We start from the raw sequence: 21640 nt of genomic DNA on the forward strand, positions 1-21640 counted from the left end.
GGCCCCTGCCAGGGGGCCGCAGGTACCGCATCATTTCAGCCGATCATGCGCCGCCGTTCTTTCGGACGCCTCCAGCGTGGCACGTTGCCATGCAAACGCCAAGTCACTATCCCCTATCACCACACCCTCGGGACTAAAGCGGCGTTCATGCAGTTCGCCACGGCCATCGGCGTGCAGGGCCAGCACGCTTGATGCGCGCGTGCCGTAGTTGGGACTGACGATAAAGGGACTGCTGAGCAGGCGTTCTCGTTCGAGCGGGATGCCGGTGTGGGGCAGCTCGTCGTCCGCCGCGGGCGTGCTATCGGCCAGGGCCTCGTAGAGGGCAGGTAAATTGGGCTGTGGCGAGGCTTGCAAGACGCGTTCGAATCCGGCCTTCAGGCGCATGAGCTTGGGCCAGGGCGTATCCAGCAAGTGATTCGACAGTGCGTAGATGCCGGGCGGCAGTGCGCGGGGCGCGCCATCGTAATTGCTCAGGTAGCCGGCGCTGGCCGTGTCGCCCACGATCAGGTTGAAACCGTTGTAGCGCGCCGCGCGGGTATGCACGTCTGCGAGATAGTCCGCCGGACGGGCGTCGCCGCGCAGATAGGCCTCGACCAGTGCGCCCCGCGACGGGGCATCGGTCAGCAGATTTTGCGGATCACGAAAATTGGTGACGAGGGCGTAACGGCCTCGCTCGTCCACGCCCATCCAGGTGCCGCCGGCGCGAAGATCTCGCCCCGCATAGAGTTGGGGCTTGCCGCCCGGCCAGACGGCCGCCGCCTGGGTGGGACGCTCATGAAACTCATCGCGGTTGGCCGCAATCAGGACGGGAACACCGGAAAGATGGTGTAAAGCGAGGACGGCGAGGCACATGGGGGCAATCGGTCTGGCGGTGAAGTGAATGAATGATACGCCGTCTGGATCATAAGGCGCGGAGCCGCGCCCCGGGAGAAAACGGGAACGAAACCCTATGCGGTGTTACCTACGATGACTATCACACCTTAAATAGAGGTCGTCATGACGAGTTTCAATCCCGTTCGAGCCGCGTATAACTATGTTGTTGGAAACAACGATCAGCAAAATCAGGAGCTAGAGGAGGACATAAACAAGGCTATAAAGTATCTGTTTGACGAGGAGTATGTGTCGAGCATCGATGAGATGTTTGAAGAGCACCCCGATGAAGTGATCGCGGCGCTGAAACGGCGAGAAACTCCGCCACTGTGCGAAGCCGTGGAAAAGAACCTTGAGTCCGCGGTGTCGACGCTGCTGAAAATAATCCCGTTCGAGATCGATACCCCAAATAGCGATGGGCTTACGCCGTCGATGCTTGCGGCCAAGCAAGGCAGCGAGTATCTCGTCCGGGAACTGTTATCAGGCAACGCGGATATGCAGAAGGTAGACGCCACAGGATGTACCGCGCTCATGTGGGCGGTCTTGAGCGGCATTGTGGAGCTGGTGCGATCCCTGTTGGGTGCGGGGGCCATTCCTAGCGTGGATGTACAAGATAAAGGCGGGAACACTGCGCTGATGTTTGCCGTTATGAATATGAAGGATCACACCAGAGGCAGCGAGGGTCTCGAATCAAGCATATCGCTGATATACGAATTGCTTAATAACGCCAAAGCGAATGTCACGCTGACCAACAAAGATGGAGACACGGCCTTGGGCCTGATGGCGAGCCAGCCGGCTTTCAATAGAAGTATTGCCCACAGGCTTTACAACGAAGGGACTGATCTGAGTGCGCAGAACCATGAGGGTCTCACGCCGATAGCGCTGGCCTCCCGGTCAGGTAACACGGAAGCCGTGCGTTTCCTGATTGAGTACATGAAAGAAGAGAATATCGATATCGATATGAAAGATAAGCAGGGACGTACCGCCTTGTTTCATGCGATTTCTAGCAACAATCGTGAGACTGTCAAAGAACTGCGCGACGCGGGTGCTCGACCATACTCCATGGATATTGCGCTGGTCGGTCAACTACTGGATTTGGATAGTCTTGACGGTGAGATGCTCAAACTAGCGGGGCTAAATATCGAGCAGAAAGAGAAACCCGTAAATGTTCCCCAGGCGTCCAGCATCGACGTCCAGAAAACCTGATGAATCCGATCAGCTATGTGAGCAGTCTCGTGTATGGAACGAACGACGGCAAAAACCGGAGTGGAATCAACGAGGCCATCGCCAATCTCAAGGAACAATTGGACGGCGAGACCCAGTCCGAAGCACTGCACGAAAGAGACAGCGAGGCTGCGGGAAAAATCGATGCTCTTTATCAAGCGCACCCTCACCAATTGATTGCCGTGTTGAAACAACAAGACCCGCCATTATTGGGTGAAGCGATAAAGGCGGGGTTCAATGAGGTCGCGAAGGCGTTGTTGAAACTCGTCCCGTCAGACATTGAAGGGCGTGATGCGTCCAGGAAAACTCCTCTGATTCTCGCCGCAGAAAGCGGTAACAAACCAATCTTCGAGGCACTGTTGAGGGCTGGCGCCTCCGTGCACGCGACAGATGCCAGAGGATGCACCGCGCTCATCTGGGCGGCGATGACGGGGATCGTGGATTTTGTGAAGTCCTTGTTTGGGGCCGGCGCAATCCAGATCGTGGATGCGCAGGACAACGCGGGAAATACCGCGTTGATGGCCGCGATCAGCCGGGGCCACCTCGAGATCGCAACCATGCTGATCAGGGAAGGGCACGCGAATGTCTCGTTGGCGAATCATGCCGGAGATACCGCGCTCAGCTTGGCAACAGGACGGGGGGATACAGATCTTATCGGCCCGCTTTGCTCAAGCGGCGCCGATGTGAATGCGCCAGACCCTGAAGGCTTTAGTCCCTTGATACGCGCCATCCAGGCGGGAAACCTCAAAATGATCGTCGCCTTGGTGCTCAATGGGGCGGACGCCAACGTGCGTGATCGCGACAAGCGTACGATTCCGTATTATTTAGTTGCTTGTAAAGAATCGTTTAGCGACGGGCAATATGAGCGCGCATTCGCGTGTCTGGGCGTCGCCGCTCTTCGTGCTATGGGCGACACAACGGCTATGTAATTGTTGCTATTGCATGAGTCCGGCCCGATGAGTGGCCAGACGCAAGCTGCGTATGGGTAAAAAGCGGGAACGAAACGGTTTTCTCTGTTACCTACGATGAGCATCACAAGCTGAGCGGAGGCTGTCATGACCAATTCAGCTTGGTCCGGTGACATACATCATCGTTGACCCCGATTGTCTCCTGTCCGGGACAACGGGACAAAGCATGATTCGTCCATAGCATCCCGGGCGAGAACAACATCCCCTCAAATTTGCAATCGATCCCAGATAAGGATGTTTTATGAATCCGATCAGCTATGTGAGCCGTTTCGTGTCAGGAACGCACGACGACAAAGCACAGAGTGAAATCAACAATGTCATCGCCAGAGTCACGCAACTGAGTGGCGCCGAGACTCAGTCCGAGACAATGCGGGCAATAGACCATAGTATCGCAGCCGAAATCGGTGTCCTTTCTAGAAACTGCTCAGATCAATTGATTGCGACGTTGAAACAACAAGACCCGCCATTATTGGGCGAGGCGATAAAAGCGGGGCTCAATGAAGTTGCAAAGACGTTGTTGGAGCTCATCCCGTCAGAAATTGACGCGCCTGATCGGTTCGGAAAGACCCCTTTGATTCTCGCCGTTGAAAGGGAGAACATAGAAATGGTCAAGACGCTGGCGAGTGCTGGCGCCTCCCCCCACGCGACGGATGCCAGAGGGTGCACCGCACTCATCTGGGCGGCGATGACGGGGATTGTGGATCTGGTGAAGTCCTTGTTTGGGGCCGGCGCAATCCAGAGCGTAGACGTGCAAGACAAGATGGGAAATACGGCGTTGATGGCGGCGGTCCGCCGGGGTTATTTCGACATCGCGAAAGTGCTGATCACTGAAGGACAAGCGAATGTCTTGTTGGCGAACCGTGCCGGAGAGACCGCGCTCAGCTTGGCAAGAGAGCGGGCGGATCCAGAACTTCTCGCCCTGGTTACCGATGCGTTTCGCGCAAGCCGGGCCGGTGTAAGCGCGCTGGCCAAGCATGAGCAGGCAGCATCGATGGCAGTCAAACTGCGCGACGATGTACAGGCTGCAAAAGACTTGCTCAAGAACCCGGACGCCAATATCGAGACGCTGAATGACCAGGGAGACACACCGCTGCAGGTTGCGGTAAAGGCCGGCGACCGGAACCTGATCGCCGAGCCTCACGCTCACGGCGCCGATATGAATGCGCTTGACCATGAGCGCGCTGACCCATCGATTGCCGTGTCGCAACAACAAGACCCGCCATTCTTCGACTTTGCGGTAAACGCGGAGCCCGATAGCGAAGCAGAGGAGTCGTTGGACGTCCTCTTGTCAGAACCTGACGTGCCAGATCATCAGGAGCACACTGACCAATTGATTTCCTTGCCAAGAAACCACGACCCGTCATTGTTGCACCAGGCGATAGACGCGAGGCTCGATGACGAAGCGAAGACGTCGTTGGACGTCCTCTCGTCAGAAACTGACGCACCAGATCCGTCCCAGAAGATCCCTTGGGCTCTGTTCGTAGAGAGCCGAAATATAGGCCACTACGATACGTCCCCCCCGCTCGTTCGGGCGACGATGGCGAAGAAGATGTCTGAGGTGGAGGACTTGCTTAGGGGCGATGCAAGCCAGATCGTGAATGGACAAGACCGCAACGGAAACACGGCGTTGATCGTTGCGATCAACCGCGGTTACCTCAAGATCGCAGAAATTCTCATCAAAACAGGGCACGCGAATGCCTCGTTGGCGAACCATGCCGGACAGACCCCGCTCAGCTTGGCAGTACAGGACGACGATGAGGAGCTTGTCGACCTGCTGTGCACACACGGGGCCAATGTAAACGCGCGTGATGAGGACGGGCGGACAGCAGTGATGGCAGCCTATGACGCTAGCAATAAGGGTATGGTAGAACACTTAATCAGCATGGGAGCCGATATCAGGTTGGCAGATAACGAGGGGCGCACACTGCTGCACCTTGCGGCAAGGCAAGGCGACGACGAAGGTGTCAGATCGCTTTGCGAGAGCGGCGCCGATGTGAATGCGCAAGACGTTAACGGCTTTAGCCCCTTGGTACACGCCATTCAGAGCGGAAACCCTGACGCGGTAGAAGTCCTGCTTTCCAACGCTGCAGATGTCAACGCGCGTGATAACGAGGGGCGTACGGTGATGTTTCACCTCAGTGATAATCAAAGCAGCTACGGGTGGCATTCCACCGCATTCAAGGCGACGTTCGATAGGCTGTTCGAGGCCGGTGCCCGACTCGAGGCTATGGACGAAAAAGTCCTTGAGAAGTTGTATCCACAGTGGGGCTTCGACCAGGCGCAGCGTGTTCGACTGGGCTTACACGTCACCGGTTTCGCGAGTGATTCACGAGGGTAATGTGAAATCCGCAGAGGCATCCAACCTGATCGTACCGAGGATTTCATCAGTCTCTGACGCGGCCCTCGCGAGGGCCGCTTTGGTGCTTTGGTACCCGATCACCTGAGCCGATAATGCGCCGCGGTTTTTTCAAACGCCTCCAGTGTGGCACGTTGCCAGTTGGCATCCAGGCCGAGCTCCTCGGCCAATATCCGTGCCACCTCGGGGGCGGCCAGGATGGCGGATTCACTATCCAGGAACAGCGCGCGATTACGGCGGGCCAGGACGTCTTCGACATTGCGGGCTAGCTCATGCCGGGCGGCAAAGCGCACATGGGCTTCGGTCAGGCCGCTGGCCTTGACCAGGATGTGTTCGATGCCGGGCAGGGCGCGCAATGCCGGCAGATCGGTGCCGTAATAGCTGTCGGGCGTACCACGGGCAGGGGCGCCTGGCGCACCTACAGGGCCGGCGCCATGCAGCGGCAGATCCGCAGTGCGGCAATGGGCCTGTGGCAAGAGCTGGTGGGTAATGGCGATGTCGATGACGTCCTGCGCCATCCTGCGATAGGTCGTCCATTTGCCGCCCGTGACGGTGACCAGGCCCGAGTTCGAGACTACAACCGTGTGTTCGCGCGACAGGGTTTTCGTGGCGGTGTCGCTTGGGGCCTTGACTAGTGGGCGCAGGCCCGCCCAGACACTGGTCACGTCCGCGCGTGTCGGCTTGCGGCTCAAGTAGCGGGCCGCCGTTTGCAAAATGAAATCCACGTCAGCGTCCGACGCATTCGGCTCCAGGGGCAAGTCGTCGCGCGGCGTATCGGTGGTGCCCACAATCGTGTGACCGTTCCATGGCACGACAAAGAGCACGCGCCCGTCGTCAGTTTTGGGGACCAGGATGGCTTTGTCGCCCGGCAGGAAATCGCGTGGCAGCGTCAGGTGCACGCCCTGGCTGGGCGCGACCATGGTTTGGGCTTGGGCGTCATCCATGCGGCGCACGGCATCGACCCATACGCCCGTGGCGTTGACGACGCAGCGCGCATGCAAGGGGTATTCCGTGCCGCTGAACGTGTCTTGTGCGATGACGCCTTCGATGGCGCTTTTGCCGTTGCTGCGTATCAAGCCCGTTGCGCGGACATAATTGATGGCCGTGCCGCCCAGATCGAATAGCGTACGCATGAGCGCCGTCGCCAATCGCGCATCGTCGAACTGACCGTCGTAGTACAGCACGCCGCCACGCAGATTTCGCCCTCCCACGGTAGGGGCAACGGTGCTGGCGTGCGCCAGTGTTTCGTCTTTTGACAACCAGCGGCTGGGCGACAGGTTGAGCTTGCCGGCCAGCAGGTCGTACATCTTTAAGCCGACCCCATAGAACGGCTGATCAAACAAGCCATAGGCCGGCACGACGAAACCCAGCGGCCAGGCCAAATGGGGCGCATTGCGATTGAGCAGGCCGCGTTCATGCAGGGCCTCGCGCACCAGACTGATATTGCCCTGGGCCAGGTAACGCACCCCGCCGTGCACCAGTTTGGTGGCTCTGCTGGAGGTGCCCTTGGCGAAATCCTCGCCCTCGATGAGCAAGGTGCGGTAGCCGCGTGCTGCGGCATCGACCGCAGTGCCCAGGCCGGTTGCGCCACCACCGATCACGACGACGTCCCAGACCGCGCGGTCATTCATGGTGTTGAGCAGGGTATGGCGGTTGGGGATGGGCTTAGGAACGGGCGTCGAGTTCATGGTGCTTGATAAGAGGAAGGAGGGGCGGCGCGAAGGCAGAGCCGGCAGTTACAACGAGGCACCGGGAATAGGTTCGACAGGCGCTTCGGCGATCACGCAGCGAACGCCGGATTCTTGCAGGACCTGGGCAAGAGGCGCCTGCGGATGGGCATCGGTAAAAAACCGGTCGATTTGCGAGATATGGGCCAGTTCGACCATGGCCTGGCGTTCGAATTTGCTGCTGTCGGCCGCCAGCCAGACCTCGCGTGATTGTTCGATGATGCTGCGGGCGATGCGGACCTCGCGGAAATCGTAATCGCGCAAAGTGCCGTCGGCTTCGATACCGGAAATACCGATCAGGCCGATATCGACCTTGAATTGGCGGATGAAGTCCATGGTGGCTTCGCCCACAATACCCCGGTCGCGCGAGCGCACGACGCCGCCCGCGATGATGACTTCGCAATCCACGTTGTCCGACAAAATATCGGCAACGTGCAGGTTGTTGGTAATGACACGCAGTCCGCGATGACGCAACAATTCTCTGGCGATCGCCTCGGTCGTCGTGCCAATATTCAGGATCAGCGAACAGCCATCGGGCACGGCCTGGGCGACCGCGCGGGCGATGCGCTGTTTGGCCTCGGCATGCAGGCCCTGGCGTTTGCGATAGGCGATGTTCTCGATGGTGGACGACTCGATACGGACGCCACCATGAAAGCGTGACAGCAACCCGGCTTCTGCGAGAAGATTGACGTCACGCCGCACGGTTTGCAGGGTGACATCAAAATGTCGGGCCAGAGACTCGATGCTGGCCGATCCCTGGGATCGAACCAGCTCGACCAGTGCGGTTTGACGAGGGTTCAGTATCATGCCGACATCATAAAACAACAAAATCGAAAATAAAATGACGCAGTGCACGATTGTTTTTCTTTCGTTTGTTGGGTAAAACGCAAAAATACAAATAAATAACGAAAGTGCAGCGCATCTGTCCACTTGGAGGAACACGATGCAGTTAATGCTGGACCAGATTTCCCTGCGTGCGGGGTCGCAAACCCATCTGTATCCGATGAGTCTGTCCCCGATTCCTGGCGCAATGACGGTGTTGCTCGGGGTGACCCAGGCGGGCAAGACCTCGTTGATGCGTGTGATGGCGGGGCTGGATCGCCCCACGTCGGGCAGGGTCCTGGTCGATGGCGCCGATGTCACGGGCGTGCCGGTAAGGCGCCGCAATGTGGCCATGGTCTACCAGCAGTTCATCAATTACCCCTCGATGTCGGTGTACGACAACATTGCGTCGCCGCTGAAGTTGCGCGGCGAGGCTGATATCGCCGGTCAGGTCCAGGCGATGGCCGAACGCCTGCACATCGAGCACTTTCTGAAACGCTATCCGGCCGAGTTATCGGGCGGGCAACAGCAGCGCGTCGCCCTGGCTCGCGCTTTGGCCAAGCAGGCGCCATTGGTGCTGCTTGATGAGCCGCTCGTCAATCTGGACTACAAGCTGCGCGAGGAGTTGCGCGACGAGCTCGACAGCCTGTTTGCCGAGGGGGACTCGACAGTGGTGTACGCCACCACCGAGCCGGCCGAAGCCCTGTTGCTGGGCGGCTATACGGCGGTGATGGATGCGGGCGAGCTCTTGCAGTACGGCCCGGCGGCAGAGGTCTTTCACCGACCCGCGTCGCTGCGCGTGGCGCGCGTATTCAGTGACCCGCCCATGAATCTCTTTGCCGCCCAACGCCAGGAAGGCGGCATCGTGCTTCAGGGCGGTGTGGTGGCGGCGCGTCGGCTACCCGACGCAGATGGCCAGCCGGCGATGACGGCGGGCTTGCGGGCCGGCGCCTTTAGCACCGAACCCGGCACGGGACGGGTGGCCTTGCCCGGGGTGGTCCAACTGGCCGAGATCTCGGGGTCGGATACGTATGTGCATGCGCAAACCTCGGCGGGACCGGTGGTGGCGCAATTAGCGGGTGTGCACCGCTACGAGTTGGAGGACACCTTGACGCTGTATTTTGATCCCGCGAGCCTGTATGCCTTTGATGCGGGCGGACAATTGCTGACGACCGGCAGTGCCGCAGGGGCTGCCTGATGGCTGCGATTGAACTGGACCTGGCCCATTCATACGTCAGCCAGCCCCAATCGGATGACGACTATGCTTTGCTGCCTCTGCGTTTCACTTTCCGCGATGGGGGCGCCTATGCGCTGCTGGGGCCATCGGGCTGCGGAAAAACGACCTTGCTGAACTGCATTTCGGGACTATTGCGTCCGTCGCAGGGTCGAATCCTGTTTGACGGTCGTGATGTGACGGCGTTGACGCCGCAGCAGCGCAACATTGCCCAGGTGTTTCAATTTCCCGTGGTGTACGACACCATGACGGTGGCTGACAACCTGGCTTTTCCCTTGCGTAATCGGGGGATGCCAGAAGCGCACATCCGAGAGCGCGTGGGGCGCATCGCCGAGATGCTGGACATGTCGGGACAATTGATCCGCCGAGCGAGTGGGTTGAGCGCCGACGCCAAACAGAAAATTTCCCTGGGCCGCGGGTTGGTGCGCAGCGACGTATCGGCGGTGTTGTTTGATGAGCCGTTGACTGTGATTGACCCGCATCTGAAATGGCAATTGCGGCGCAAGCTCAAAGAGATCCATCATGAACTCAAGCTGACGTTGATCTACGTCACGCATGACCAGACCGAAGCGCTGACGTTTGCCGAACAGGTGGTCGTGATGTCAAAGGGAAAGGCGGTGCAGATCGGCAGCCCCGAAGACTTGTTCGAGCGTCCCGCACATACGTTCGTGGGCCATTTCATCGGCTCGCCGGGGATGAATTTTCTGCCGGCCCAATGGCAAGACGGGGCGTTGATGGTCGGCGCCTATCGCTTGTGGAGCCCGGAGTCGGCGTCGCCTTTGGCATGGTCCGGCGTGACGGAATCGCGGCACGACGCATCAACTGGCCCGTTATCCAATGAGGGGCTGTCGCCCTCGATGGCGAGTGTGCTGCCCGAGGCCGGCGCTGTGCAATTAGGTGTGCGGCCCGAATATCTGCATCCGTGCGAGGCCGGGACGCCAGGCGCGGTGCCGGCCCAGGTGTCTCGGGTCCAGGACTTGGGAACCTATCTGCTGCTGACCTGCGATTTTCAGGGCATGGTGTTGCGCGCTCGCGCGGATGTCGGCCGTGAGGTCGCGGTGGGTGATACGGTCTGGCTGCCGTTATTGAATCCGCATACCTGCTTCTATCGAAACGAGGAGCGCATGCTATGAAGCCCATCAATCAGCGTGCCTGGCTGCTGGTGTTGCCGGTCGTGATCTGCGTGGCGTTCTCCGCCATTTTGCCGCTGATGACAATCGTCAATTATTCGGTGCAAGACATTTTTTCACCCGATCGCCGCGTGTTCGTGGGCACGGAGTGGTATGCGATGGTGCTGCAGGACGAAGAGCTCCACAGCGCCTTGTTGCGACAGATCGGATTTTCGCTGGCGGTGCTGGCCATTGAAATTCCGCTCGGTATTTTGCTGGCGTTGTGCATGCCGGCGACGGGATGGCGCGCCTCGGCGGTACTGGTGATCATCGCCTTGTCGCTGCTGATTCCCTGGAACGTCGTGGGCACGATCTGGCAGGTGTTTGGTCGCACGGATATCGGGCTGATGGGCGCTGCGCTGACGTGGTTGGGTGTGGACTATCACTATACCGGCAACTCCCTGCACGCCTGGCTGACGGTGCTGGCCATGGATGTGTGGCACTGGACGCCGCTGGTGGCGCTGCTGTGCTATGCGGGGTTGCGCGCGATACCCGAGGCGTACTACCAGGCCGCGCGCATTGATGGGGCGACGCGTCTGGCGGTGTTCCGTTATATCCAGTTGCCCAAGCTGCGCGGGGTCTTGATGATCGCGGTGTTGTTGCGTTTCATGGATAGCTTCATGATTTATACCGAGCCCTTTGTGTTGACGGGAGGTGGCCCGGGCAACGCGACGACGTTCTTGTCTCAGTACCTGACACAAAAGGCCGTGGGCCAGTTTGACCTGGGGCCTGCCGCCGCGTTTTCGATTGTGTATTTCCTGATTATTTTGCTGCTGTGTTTCATGCTGTACAACTGGATGCAGCGCGCGGGTACGAACGAGCAGGAGGACATTCATGGATAAGCGGGGTTGGGCCTGGCGCACGGGCTTTCTGGTGCTGTACTTGGCGTTTGCCATCCTGCCGCTGTACTGGATGTTGAACATGTCGTTCAAGACCAATACAGAGATCGTCAGTACGCTGACGTTGTGGCCGAACGATTTCACGTTTGAACACTATCTCACTATTTTCAGGGATCCCGCCTGGTATTCGGGCTATATCAATTCCCTGATTTATGTGGTGATCAACACGGTGATTTCGCTGGCGGTGGCGTTGCCGGCTGCCTATGCGTTTTCCCGTTATCGCTTCATTGGCGACAAGCACGTGTTCTTCTGGTTGCTGACCAATCGCATGACACCGCCCGCGGTGTTCCTGTTGCCGTTCTTTCAGTTGTATAGCTCGCTGGGGCTGATGGATACGCATTTGGCAGTGGCGTTGGCGCACCTGGTGTTTAACGTGCCGCTTGCTGTGTGGATCCTGGAAGGCTTCATGTCGGGCGTGCCGCGCGAGATCGATGAGACCGCCTATGTCGATGGCTATTCGTTTCCGCGATTTTTTCTGACGATCTTTTTGCCTCTTATCAAGGCAGGCGTGGGGGTAGCGGCGTTCTTCTGCTTTATGTTCAGCTGGGTCGAGTTGCTGTTGGCGCGCACGTTGACCTCGGTCAATGCCAAACCCATCGTGGCGACGATGACACGCACGGTATCGGCATCGGGGATGGATTGGGGCGTATTGGCGGCGGCCGGCGTCCTGACCATCGTGCCCGGGGGAATCGTGATCTGGTTTGTGCGGCACTACATCGCAAAAGGATTTGCGATGGGCCGGGTTTAGCGAGGAGGGCGCACCATGTTGCAGTGGATGGTATGGACGACGCCGGTCGCGGTGTTTTTTATCTGCATTGGGCTGATGCTGGTCGGCATGACGGTATGGGAGCTGAAATCGCCCACCTCGTTGCGCAAAGGCTTTTTGCCGATCGCGACGACGCGAGGTGATCGATTGTTTATCGGCCTGATGATCATGGCCTGGATCAACTTGGCCTATGTCGGGCTGGGCGAAAAAATGATGGATTGGTTTGGGTTGGAAGATTCGCCCTCGCTCTGGATCGGTTTTGCCGTGTCATTGCTGGTATTGGCATGGGTGATGCGCAAGGGTTAATTAAAAAATGTTGTAGCGAAATGACCGCCGGCCGGTAGCTTCCCAGGCCCAGGTCCGCAGCATAAAAGGGAAGGTTCATCGAGGAGGAAGGTCATGAAATTGCGTTTGCAAGCGATGGCTGCGGCTATTGCATTGATCGGGAGTTCAACCGTCTGGGCGGGCGTACCCGAGGCGGAAAAATGGGTCGACTCGGAATTCCAGCCTTCGACGCTGTCCAAGGACAAGCAGATGGCCGAGATGCAATGGTTTATCGATGCTGCGGCCAAGCTCAAGGCCAAAGGTGTCACCGAAATCAATGTGGTGTCCGAGACCATTACGACCCACGAGTACGAATCCAAAACTCTGGCTCGCGCCTTTAGTGAAATCACCGGGATCAAAGTCAATCATGACTTGATCCAGGAAGGCGATGTGGTCGAAAAACTGCAGACCTCCATGCAGTCGGGCAAGTCGATCTACGACGGTTGGATTTCGGATTCGGATCTGATCGGCACACACTACCGTTATGGCGCCATTCTGCCCTTATCGGACTATATGGATGGGGACGGCAAGGAATGGACCAGCCCCGATCTGGATCTGAAAGATTTCATCGGTCTCAAATTTACGACCGCGCCCGACGGCAAGGTCTATCAATTGCCGGACCAGCAGTTTGCCAATGTGTACTGGTTTCGCGCCGATTGGTTTGCCCGCCAGGATTTGCGCGACAAGTTCAAGGCCAAGTACGGTTATGACCTGGGCGTGCCCACGAACTGGTCCGCCTACGAGGACATTGCCGATTTCTTTACGAATGATGTGAAAGAATTGGATGGCAAGAAGATCTATGGCCACATGGATTACGGCAAAAAAGATCCGTCATTAGGCTGGCGCTTTACCGATGCGTGGTTGTCGATGGCGGGCGCCGCCGACAAGGGGCTGCCCAACGGGATGCCGGTCGATGAATGGGGGATACGCGTGGCCGACGACAAGTGCACGCCAGTCGGCGCGTCGGTGTCGCGAGGCGGGGCGACCAATAGCCCGGCGGCAGTGTATGCCCTGACCAAGTACATCGACTGGATGAAGAAGTACGCACCGCCGCAGGCTATGGGCATGACCTTCTCGGAATCCGGACCGGTGCCCGCGCAAGGCCATATCGCGCAGCAGATCTTCTGGTATACGGCCTTTACCGCCGATATGACCAAGAAGGGGTTGCCGGTGGTGAATGAGGACGGCACGCCCAAGTGGCGGATGGCGCCGTCGCCCTATGGCCCGTATTGGAAAGAGGGTATGCAAAACGGCTACCAGGACGTGGGCTCGTGGACGTTCTTTAAATCCACCGATCCCAATCGTCTGGCAGGCGCATGGCTGTATGCCCAGTTCGTGAATGCCAAGACCGTGTCGTTGAAAAAATCGATCACCGGCCTGACCTTTGTTCGCGATAGCGATATTCACAGCGATTACTTCACGAAGAATGCCGACAACTATGGCGGCCTGATCGAGTTTTATCGCAGCCCGGCACGCGTTGCCTGGACACCGACGGGCAATAACGTTCCCGACTATCCCAAGCTGGCACAGTTGTGGTGGAAGAACGTCGCGACCGCCGTGACGGGTGAGCAGACGCCACAAAAGGCCATGGATAATCTGGCCGAGGAAATGGATCGCGTGATGGCGCGCCTGGAACGCGCGGGCATGGCGCAGTGTGCGCCCAAGCTCAACAAAAAGAGCGATCCCGCCAAGTGGCTATCGGACGAGCATGCGCCATGGAAGAAATTGGCCAACGAAAAACCTCAGGGCCAGACCATTCCGTACGATCAGTTGCTGCAGGCCTGGAAGGAGGGCAAGGTTCGTTGATGTAAGGGGGGGCCGGTTGCCAACTGCGCAGGCATTGGCTCCGGCTGTTATCGATGGCGAAAGAGTTTGGCTAGCGCCTGGGCATCCATGATCTGGATGTTGTTCTGCGCGGCATAGGCCAATGCGGGACCCGAAGCGGCGCCCAGCGAGACATAAATACCCTCGTTGGCGCCGGCTTCGGCGCGTGCGGCCTGCAGGCGCTGCAGCGGTTCGACGCCGGTGTGGGCGGCTTTCCAGCGCCGGGCTGACATGAGCGCCCGGCCGCTGCCCGCTCGCGTGACTTCAAAGTCGGCGGCATCACCCTTTAAGCCTTTTAAGCGTTTGACCTCGCAACCGTCTTTGCGCAAGGCCGCTTCGAGTTGATCGGCAAAAGCCGACCAGGACAGCACGGACAGAGCCTGGCTCGTTTCCTCGATGCGGGCCTGCGAAGGCTTGTTGCGTTGTTTCCAGGCGGCCACGCCGGAGATCACGATAAACGGGATGGCGCCAAAAATCGGAAAGGGCGCGTAGGCTGGCGGCACGACCGCAACCGCCACTAATACCAGTCCCGCCGCGACGAGCATGCTGATCCACCATGATGATCGAAGCAAAATGGCAAAGAGAGAGTTTTTGGCCATGAATTTCATGGGGGATCCTGGGCAGCGAAGTGAATAAAAGGCTTAGATAAAAAGCTTAGATAGAAGGCTTGAAAAGGCTTAGGACAGAAGACTTAGGATTTGGGCGTGTCAGAGGGCGGGGTAGGTGACTGCGTCGTTGCCGGCGCGGCTGGTGGCGTCTCTGGCGCTGGCGGTGGAGTCGTAGGCGTTGCTGGAGTTGTCGGCGTCGCGGGAGTTGTCGAAGTTGGAGGCGTTACAGGTGTCGCAGGCGTTGCTGGCGTTACAGGCGCTGCAAAAGCCCCCGGATTCGTTGGAGCCACAGGCGCGGTGGGCGGCACAGGGCGCCCTGATGTTGACGATTGGGCCATCCAGGCAATCAGCGACGCACGCATGGCTTCTTCGACTGACATGTCGATGGGTTGCACCCAGTCGGTCGGGACGAACACGGTATAGCCACCGATCATGTAACCCATGGGCAAGTAAACGGCGACACGGTCACCGGACAAAAATCCCTCGGGCAAGCCTTCGGTGCTGCGTCGAGTGATCAGACCCACCAGTTCCAGTGCTTGGCCTGGGATACGCAGCACGACGACGTGCTGGGTGTCGGCTTTAGCGCTGGGCGAAAAATAATCCGCAAAGCTTTTGAGCGACGAATAAATGCTTTTGATTACCGGGATGTTGGTAAACGGCATCTCCACGAAATGAAAGATCTTTTGCACGCGCTCTTTCGAGACTAAATAGCCAATAAGCAAAATGCCCAGAATCCCCAGCAACAATCCCATGCCGGGAATATAAAAACTACCGATAAACGGACTGAGCAGCGATAGCGCGGCTCTTTCGGTCCAGGTGAGGAACACAAACAGCAGGTACAGCGTCAGCACAATCGGCAGGACGGTAATCAGCCCGCGGAAAAAATATCGATACAGGCGCGTCATGGGGTGTGGATCTCCGGTAATGCGTAATTAATGGCCGACGGCGGGCAAGTACAAGGTTTCCTTGATTTCTTCCATCACCACATAGCTGCGAGATTCGGCCGACGCCGGCAGGCGTTTCAGAATCGCGCCCAGCAGTCGGCGGTATTCATTCATTTCGGTCAGGCGTGCCTTGACCAGATAATCAAAATCACCCGAGACCAAGTGGCATTCCATGACCTCGGGGACGTAAAGCAATTCCTGTTTGACCTTGTCAAAGACATCACCTGATTTTGCCGATAACTTGATTTCCAGGAATACCAATAAATTGCGACCCAACGCCGCAGGGTCGACGCGCGCATGATACCCGGTGATGACGCCTTCGCGTTCCAGGCGCTTGACGCGCTCGGAGCAGGGCGTCGCCGACAGGCTGATGCGCTCGGCCAGATCGGTGATGGAAATCCGCCCATCACGTTGCAAAATATCCAGGATTTTCAAGTCGATACGATCAAGTTCGCGCATTTCGCTCTGAGAGGGCCGGTTAGCCGCTGGTATCAGTATAAAAACCAATTAGAACCAATAATTTTAGTGATTTCCACTGCTTATTCAATCCTAGACTATCGATTCATTTGTTTAAATCGTCTGCAGCAGGGGAATTTCATGCACGTCATCGTTCTGGGCAGTGGTGTCATCGGTACGACAACCGCGTATTACCTGGCCCGTCAGGGGGTCAAAGTCACGGTTCTCGACCGCCAGGCCGAGGCGGCATGTGAAACCAGCTATGCCAACGCCGGCCAAGTGTCGCCGGGTTACTCCACGCCTTGGGCGGCGCCCGGGATCCCCCTCAAAGCCCTGAAGTGGATGTTTCAGAAAGAGCATGCGCCGCTGGCGATCCGGCCGGACGGCACGCTGTATCAATGGCGCTGGATGGCCGCGATGCTGGCCAACTGCTCGGCCGCCCGCTACACGATCAACAAGGAACGCATGCTGCGCCTGGCCGAGTACAGCCGGGATTGCCTGAGCGATTTGCGCGCGGAGACCGGGATTCAATACGAGCAGCGTACTCGCGGCACGTTACAGCTGTTTCGCACCGAATCTCAATACGAGGCCGCGCAACGCGATATCCAGGTGCTGGAGGCCTGCGGCGTGCCTTACGAGTTGCTTGACCGCAATCGCCTGCAAACCGCCGAGCCTGCCTTGGCGCACGCCTCTCAACAATTGGTCGGTGGCCTGCGCCTGCCCAATGACGAAACCGGGGATTGCCGTCTCTTTACCCGTCAATTGGCGCAGTTGGCTGCGGGACTGGGCGTGGAGTTTCGCTATGGGCAGGATGTCGAGGGCTTGCAAATGGCCGGCGGCGAGATCACCGGGGTTCGAGTCGACGGCGAGACGCTGACGGCTGATCGCTACGTGGCGGCATTTGGCAGCTATACGCGTGGTTTCCTGCGGCCGTTGGGACTGGATTTGCCCGTCTATCCCGTCAAGGGCTATTCGCTGACGATCCCCCTGCGGGATTCGAAAGCTGCCCCGGTGTCGACGGTGCTGGACGAAACCTACAAGGTCGCGGTAACGCGTTTTGACAACCGTATCCGCGTTGGCGGCATGGCGGAGTTGGCCGGTTTTGATCTGCGTTTGAACCCGGCGCGTCGTCGCACCCTGGAATACGTGGTCAATGATCTGTATCCCGGCAGCGGCGATGTGACCAAAGCGGAGTTCTGGACGGGTCTGCGCCCCATGACGCCAGATAGCACGCCGATTGTCGGTCCGACGCGCTATGCCAACTTGTTCCTGAACACGGGGCACGGCACCTTGGGCTGGACCATGGCCTGCGGTTCGGGCAAGCTGCTGGCCGACCTGGTGACCGGCCAGCCGCCCACGATCCGGGCTGACGATCTGGCGTTGTCGCGTTACGGCGCCTCGCGGGTGCGTCAGTCGCGCCTGGCGCTCGGGGAGCATTCGGCAGCCTGAATCTGCCGCGCTCGCCGCGGCCCCGCGATGTGCCACAATTCCCCATGATCGCCATCATGGCGCAGGCACTAGCAGGGGTTTCGTGACGCATCTCATCCATACCGCCGACTGGCAGATCGGGCGGCAATACGGTCAGTTCGATACTGACGACGCGGCCATGCTGGCCGAGGCGCGCTATGACGTCGTCGCACGCATCGCGGCGCTGGCGGCCGAGCGCCACGCCGATGCGGTGTTGGTGGCGGGCGATGTGTTCGATACGCAAGCCGTGTCGGATCGCACGATCCGGCGTTTGTTCGATGCGCTGTCTGCCTTTACCGGTCCATGGGTCATGATTGCCGGCAACCACGACGCAGCGTTGGCCGATAGCGTCTGGTCGCGTGCGCGCCAACTAGGCTGTATTGGGCCGAATGTGCATATCCCCTTGCAACCTGGCGTGGTCGATCTTCCGACGCTGAATCTGGCCGTATTGGCCGCGCCCCTGACCCAGCGGCACACCTACGACGATACAACGGCCGTTTTTGACACGCTGGAAACTGCGCCGGGTCGGCTGCGGGTGGGGCTGGCCCATGGCAGCATCACGGGCCGGTTGCCCGACAGCGTGGATTCCGCCAATCCGATCGCCGTGGATCGGGCGAGTCGCTCGCGGCTGGACTATCTGGCGCTAGGCGACTGGCATGGGTGCCTGCAGATCGATGCACGCACCTGGTATGCCGGCACACCGGAGCCAGATCGCTTTCGGGCGAATGCATCGGGGAGCGTGCTGGACGTGACACTATCCGGCCCGGGTGCCGAGCCGGCGGTTGCGATCTTGCCTGTCGGTCGTTATCGGTGGGCGTTATGGGACGAATCGCTGCAGTTAAGCTCTGATGCCGAGTCGTTGGCGCATCGTTTACAGGAAATCGACGCAGAGGATGTGTTGCGCCTGGAGGTCGCGGGGCAGTTGCCGCTTGAGGCCTGGGACGCCCTGCAAGACGCCGTCGCGCGGGCAATGGCCCGTAGTCGTGCCTTGCTGCTCGACACCGACGGCCTATCGCTCGCGCCCGATGCCGAGGATCTGCTGACCTTGGGCGCCAGCGGTTACGTGAGTGAGGTGGCTGCGCAGTTGCAAACGCTACAGGACGATCCCGCGCAGGCAGCGGTTGCGCGTCAAGCCTTGCGGCTGCTGGTGCAATTCCAGCGCGAACGGACGGCGGCGCCATGAAACTGCGCCGTATCGCTCTGGAGGAATTCCGCAAATTTCGTGATCCGGTCGTCCTGGACGATTTGGCTGATGGCCTGAATGTGATCGCCGGGCCTAATGAGGCTGGCAAGAGCACCATTGCGATCGCCATTCGCGCGGCATTTCTAGAACGCTACAAAACGACCAAGGTCGCCGATCTGGCACCGTGGGGGATGTCGGGCGCCCGGCCGTCGGTAGAGATTGCATTCGAGCATGCCGATCAACAGTATTTGTTGCGCAAGTCATTCCTCAGCCGAGCCCGTTGCGAACTGTTGATCAATGAGGGCGCGACGCGTCACGAAGGCGAAGCGGCGGAGAACGCTCTGGCCGCATTGCTGGGGTTTGAGTTCTCCGCCAAGGGCGGCAGTCGCGCGGAACATGGCGGCATCCCGGGCCTGTTATGGATAGAGCAAGGTGCGGGGCAGAATCTGCTCGAACCCGCCGTCCATGCCCAAAGTCATGTCCGCGATGCGCTGACGCGCTTGACGGGCGAGCTCACCTCGGCCGACGGCGACTCGCTGTACGAGCGGGTCGAGTCCGAACGCGCCACGCTGCGCGATGGGCGCAGTGGCCGGCCCAAGGGGGCCTATAAAGAGGCGGAAGACGCCTGTCAGCGTGCCGAGCAGACCGTCGCGACGCTGACAGCCGCCAAGCAGGCGCTGGATGCGGATGTTGACCGTCTGGCGGTGCTGCGGCGCGAGTACGACAAGGCGCAGCATGACCAGCCCTGGCTTGGGATGGAGCAACGGGCAGCGCAGGCCCGGGCTCGCTTGAACGAAATCAGTCGCGAGCGGGACGCGCTGACCGGCCTGCAGCGTGAGCTGACGCAGGCGGACAGTACGCTGGCCCTGCTGCATGAGCAGGTGGAACGGGACCAGCGGGACGCGGCTGCGTTGCGTGCATCGCAGGCCGAGGCCGAGGCGGCGACGGCGCGTCTGTCGCCGGCACGCGAGGCACTGGCGCGCGCGCAGCAACATCAGCAACGCAGTGCCGAACGACTGGCCGAGGGCAATGCCCAGGTGGTGGCGGCGCAGCAGGCGGCCCAGCGACAGGATTGCCTGGCACAAATCGCGCGGCTGGAAGCGGAACTGCAGCACGGCCAGGAGCGCATTGCCCAGGCGGAGCAGTGGGCGGCACAGGTGCAGAGCCTGCAGGCCGCCGAGACCCAGTCTGTCATCGACGACAAGGCACTGGGCAGCCTGCGCAAACTCGAGCAGCATCTGGTGCAACTGCAGATTCAGCAGCACGCCGGCGCGACGCGTGTGCTGCACGACCTGACCCCGGGGCAGACATTGCAGGTCGCGGCGCAGACACTGGCGGGGGCGGGCGAGGTATTGCTGACCGAGGCGACTGACGTACAAATACCCGGGGTCGGACGCTTGCGCATCGAGCCGGGTGGCAGAGATCTACCCGCCGTCCTGGCTGAGTTACACAAAGCGAACGCACAGCGCGAGGCGTTGCTGGCTGGCCTTGGGGCGGCCACGCTGGCTGAGGCCGAGACGCGTGCCGCCGCCTATGAACAGGTCCGTCGAGAACTGGACATGGCGCGGCAAACGCTGCGCATTCAGGCGCCCGAGGGTATCGAGTCGCTGCGTGCCTCGCATACCCAGTCGCAGGCACGTCGGGCACAGCTCGAAGCGCAGCTGGCCGGTTTGCCGGACGTCGACACCCCCGTTGATCTGATCCAGGCACAGCAGGCGCTGCGGACGGCAAAGGTCGAGGCGGAGCACGCCGATCGCACCGTGACAACCGCGCGGACGGCGCTGGATACGCAGCAGGCGACGGCGCAGGTCTTGCAAGCCCAATGGACGGCCCGGCAGGCTGAGTTCGACACTGCCAGTCGTGTCGAACAACGCGAGCAGCGCGGGGCTCGGTTGGTCGAGGCGCGCGCCACGCGCGACACCTTGGCGCAGCGTTGCCAGACTGTGCAGGCAGCGTTGCAGGCCCAGCAACCTGAGCTGATTGAACAAGACGCCCAGCGTTTTGAGCAGTCGGCGCGATTGTTGCGGGACGAGCAGCAACGCCGTCACGCCGAATTGCTCCAGTTGCAGGGCAAGCTGGAGCAGGCGCAAGCGCACGGATTGGGAGAGCAATTGCTCCAGGCGCAGGCCGAAGCGCAGCGTCTGGCCCGTCGGCGTGACGAATTCACCACACGCGCCCAGGCGCTGGATTTGCTGTGGCAATTGCTGGGAGAGCGGCGCGCGACGGCGACCCAGCGTCTGCTTGAGCCGCTGGCGCAACGTCTGCAGCACTATGTGGGATTGTTGTTTCCGGGGGCGCGATGGCGTCTGGACGATGCCTTGATGCCTGCCGCCGTGTTGCGAGGAGCAGGGGCCGAGGCGCAGGAAGCCCTGGACACCCTGAGTTTTGGGACGCGCGAGCAGCTCGGCGTATTGGCGCGGTTTGCCTATGCGGATTTATTGCAGCAAGCGGGCCGGCCGACCCTGTTGGTGCTGGACGATACGCTGGTACATGCCGATCAGGATCGGCGCGAGTTGATGAAGCGTGCACTATACGATGCCGCTTCTCGGCACCAGGTGTTGCTGCTGACCTGCCACGCCGAATCTTGGCAGGATATGGGAGTACCGATACGCCCCGTGCCCCTAACTCACTCAAATTGACACGAAAAATGCACCTTAAAGTGCCTATCAACCGCAAAAATTGCCTGGATCGCTGTGCGAACCTTACAGGAATCTGATATTTTTCGGGGTGAGAGTTTGGCCGACGTTTACAGATACGCCGTTGCCGTGTTTGCGGCTCGCGGGGTCCGATGGGCTTGGC

General features: G+C 59.7%; 17 protein-coding genes and 1 pseudogene. 12 read left to right on the plus strand and 6 right to left on the minus strand.

All coding sequences use genetic code 11. The annotated features are described in order from the left end of the window. Positions 1-30: 30 nt before the first annotated feature. Complete coding sequence (locus ACYVDM_RS09565) at positions 31-852, minus strand: NRDE family protein (RefSeq protein WP_415786438.1); 822 nt, start codon at positions 850-852, stop codon at positions 31-33. Positions 853-996: 144 nt separating this feature from the next. On the opposite strand from ACYVDM_RS09565, the gene ACYVDM_RS09570 reads away from it, so the two are divergent. The 3 genes from ACYVDM_RS09570 (at position 997) to ACYVDM_RS09580 (ending at position 5400) form a co-directional block, all read left to right on the plus strand. Next, positions 997-2076: an ankyrin repeat domain-containing protein gene (locus tag ACYVDM_RS09570; RefSeq protein ID WP_415786436.1), complete on the plus strand. Its 1080-nt coding sequence runs from the start codon at positions 997-999 to the stop codon at positions 2074-2076. Beyond that, a complete protein-coding gene (locus tag ACYVDM_RS09575) occupies positions 2076-3023 on the plus strand; it encodes an ankyrin repeat domain-containing protein (RefSeq protein ID WP_415786434.1) in 948 nt (315 codons plus the stop codon). The genes ACYVDM_RS09570 and ACYVDM_RS09575 overlap by 1 nt, the downstream gene beginning before the upstream one ends. Before the next feature lie 280 nt (positions 3024-3303). After that, a complete protein-coding gene (locus ACYVDM_RS09580) occupies positions 3304-5400 on the plus strand; it encodes an ankyrin repeat domain-containing protein (RefSeq protein WP_415786432.1) in 2097 nt (698 codons plus the stop codon). Positions 5401-5498: 98 nt separating this feature from the next. On the opposite strand, the gene ACYVDM_RS09585 is transcribed toward ACYVDM_RS09580, so the two are convergent. Both ACYVDM_RS09585 and ACYVDM_RS09590 read right to left on the minus strand, forming a co-directional pair. Continuing rightward, positions 5499-7106: a glycerol-3-phosphate dehydrogenase/oxidase gene (locus tag ACYVDM_RS09585; RefSeq protein WP_415786430.1), complete on the minus strand. Its 1608-nt coding sequence runs from the start codon at positions 7104-7106 to the stop codon at positions 5499-5501. A gap of 48 nt (positions 7107-7154) precedes the next feature. Continuing rightward, the gene (locus ACYVDM_RS09590) at positions 7155-7952 is read right to left on the minus strand and encodes a DeoR/GlpR family DNA-binding transcription regulator (protein WP_460475378.1); all 798 of its coding nucleotides are present in this window, start codon (positions 7950-7952) and stop codon (positions 7155-7157) included. Positions 7953-8088: 136 nt separating this feature from the next. On the opposite strand from ACYVDM_RS09590, the gene ACYVDM_RS09595 reads away from it, so the two are divergent. The 6 genes from ACYVDM_RS09595 to ACYVDM_RS09620 all read left to right on the plus strand — a co-directional run bounded on the left by ACYVDM_RS09595 (position 8089) and on the right by ACYVDM_RS09620 (position 14165). Then, complete coding sequence (locus tag ACYVDM_RS09595; protein ID WP_415786426.1) at positions 8089-9165, plus strand: ABC transporter ATP-binding protein; 1077 nt, start codon at positions 8089-8091, stop codon at positions 9163-9165. Further along, positions 9165-10334, plus strand: a complete 1170-nt coding sequence (locus ACYVDM_RS09600) for an ABC transporter ATP-binding protein (protein WP_415786424.1) — start codon at positions 9165-9167, stop codon at positions 10332-10334. Before ACYVDM_RS09595 ends, ACYVDM_RS09600 begins: the two co-directional genes overlap by 1 nt. Continuing rightward, positions 10331-11212: a carbohydrate ABC transporter permease gene (locus ACYVDM_RS09605; RefSeq protein WP_415786422.1), complete on the plus strand. Its 882-nt coding sequence runs from the start codon at positions 10331-10333 to the stop codon at positions 11210-11212. The genes ACYVDM_RS09600 and ACYVDM_RS09605 overlap by 4 nt, the downstream gene beginning before the upstream one ends. Then, positions 11205-12017 carry a carbohydrate ABC transporter permease gene (locus tag ACYVDM_RS09610; protein WP_415786420.1) on the plus strand — a complete coding sequence of 271 codons (813 nt, stop codon included), beginning with the start codon at positions 11205-11207 and terminating at the stop codon, positions 12015-12017. The genes ACYVDM_RS09605 and ACYVDM_RS09610 overlap by 8 nt, the downstream gene beginning before the upstream one ends. Positions 12018-12032: 15 nt before the next feature. Beyond that, positions 12033-12341 carry a DUF2160 domain-containing protein gene (locus tag ACYVDM_RS09615; RefSeq protein ID WP_415786418.1) on the plus strand — a complete coding sequence of 103 codons (309 nt, stop codon included), beginning with the start codon at positions 12033-12035 and terminating at the stop codon, positions 12339-12341. A gap of 93 nt (positions 12342-12434) precedes the next feature. Next, positions 12435-14165 (plus strand): ABC transporter substrate-binding protein, encoded by a 1731-nt coding sequence (locus ACYVDM_RS09620; protein WP_415786416.1) that lies wholly within the window; start codon positions 12435-12437, stop codon positions 14163-14165. A 47-nt stretch (positions 14166-14212) separates the two neighbouring features. Here the strand turns inward: ACYVDM_RS09620 and ACYVDM_RS09625 are convergent, their stop codons facing one another. The 3 genes and pseudogenes from ACYVDM_RS09625 to ACYVDM_RS09635 all read right to left on the minus strand — a co-directional run bounded on the left by ACYVDM_RS09625 (position 14213) and on the right by ACYVDM_RS09635 (position 16194). Further along, entirely contained in the window at positions 14213-14791 is a 579-nt protein-coding gene (locus tag ACYVDM_RS09625; RefSeq protein ID WP_415786414.1) for a restriction endonuclease, read from the minus strand. A gap of 254 nt (positions 14792-15045) precedes the next feature. Then, positions 15046-15696, minus strand: a pseudogene (locus tag ACYVDM_RS09630) (DUF502 domain-containing protein); the annotation flags it as partial. Positions 15697-15723: 27 nt separating this feature from the next. Continuing rightward, positions 15724-16194 (minus strand): winged helix-turn-helix transcriptional regulator, encoded by a 471-nt coding sequence (locus ACYVDM_RS09635; protein WP_415786412.1) that lies wholly within the window; start codon positions 16192-16194, stop codon positions 15724-15726. Positions 16195-16332: 138 nt separating this feature from the next. On the opposite strand from ACYVDM_RS09635, the gene ACYVDM_RS09640 reads away from it, so the two are divergent. The 3 genes from ACYVDM_RS09640 to ACYVDM_RS09650 all read left to right on the plus strand — a co-directional run bounded on the left by ACYVDM_RS09640 (position 16333) and on the right by ACYVDM_RS09650 (position 21480). Continuing rightward, the gene (locus ACYVDM_RS09640) at positions 16333-17640 is read left to right on the plus strand and encodes a D-amino acid dehydrogenase (protein ID WP_415786410.1); all 1308 of its coding nucleotides are present in this window, start codon (positions 16333-16335) and stop codon (positions 17638-17640) included. Between the two features lie 82 nt (positions 17641-17722). Continuing rightward, the gene (locus tag ACYVDM_RS09645) at positions 17723-18841 is read left to right on the plus strand and encodes a metallophosphoesterase family protein (RefSeq protein ID WP_415786408.1); all 1119 of its coding nucleotides are present in this window, start codon (positions 17723-17725) and stop codon (positions 18839-18841) included. Then, the gene (locus tag ACYVDM_RS09650) at positions 18838-21480 is read left to right on the plus strand and encodes an AAA family ATPase (RefSeq protein ID WP_415786406.1); all 2643 of its coding nucleotides are present in this window, start codon (positions 18838-18840) and stop codon (positions 21478-21480) included. The genes ACYVDM_RS09645 and ACYVDM_RS09650 overlap by 4 nt, the downstream gene beginning before the upstream one ends. Positions 21481-21640 lie beyond the last annotated feature (160 nt).

This window comes from Bordetella tumulicola (assembly GCF_054779135.1).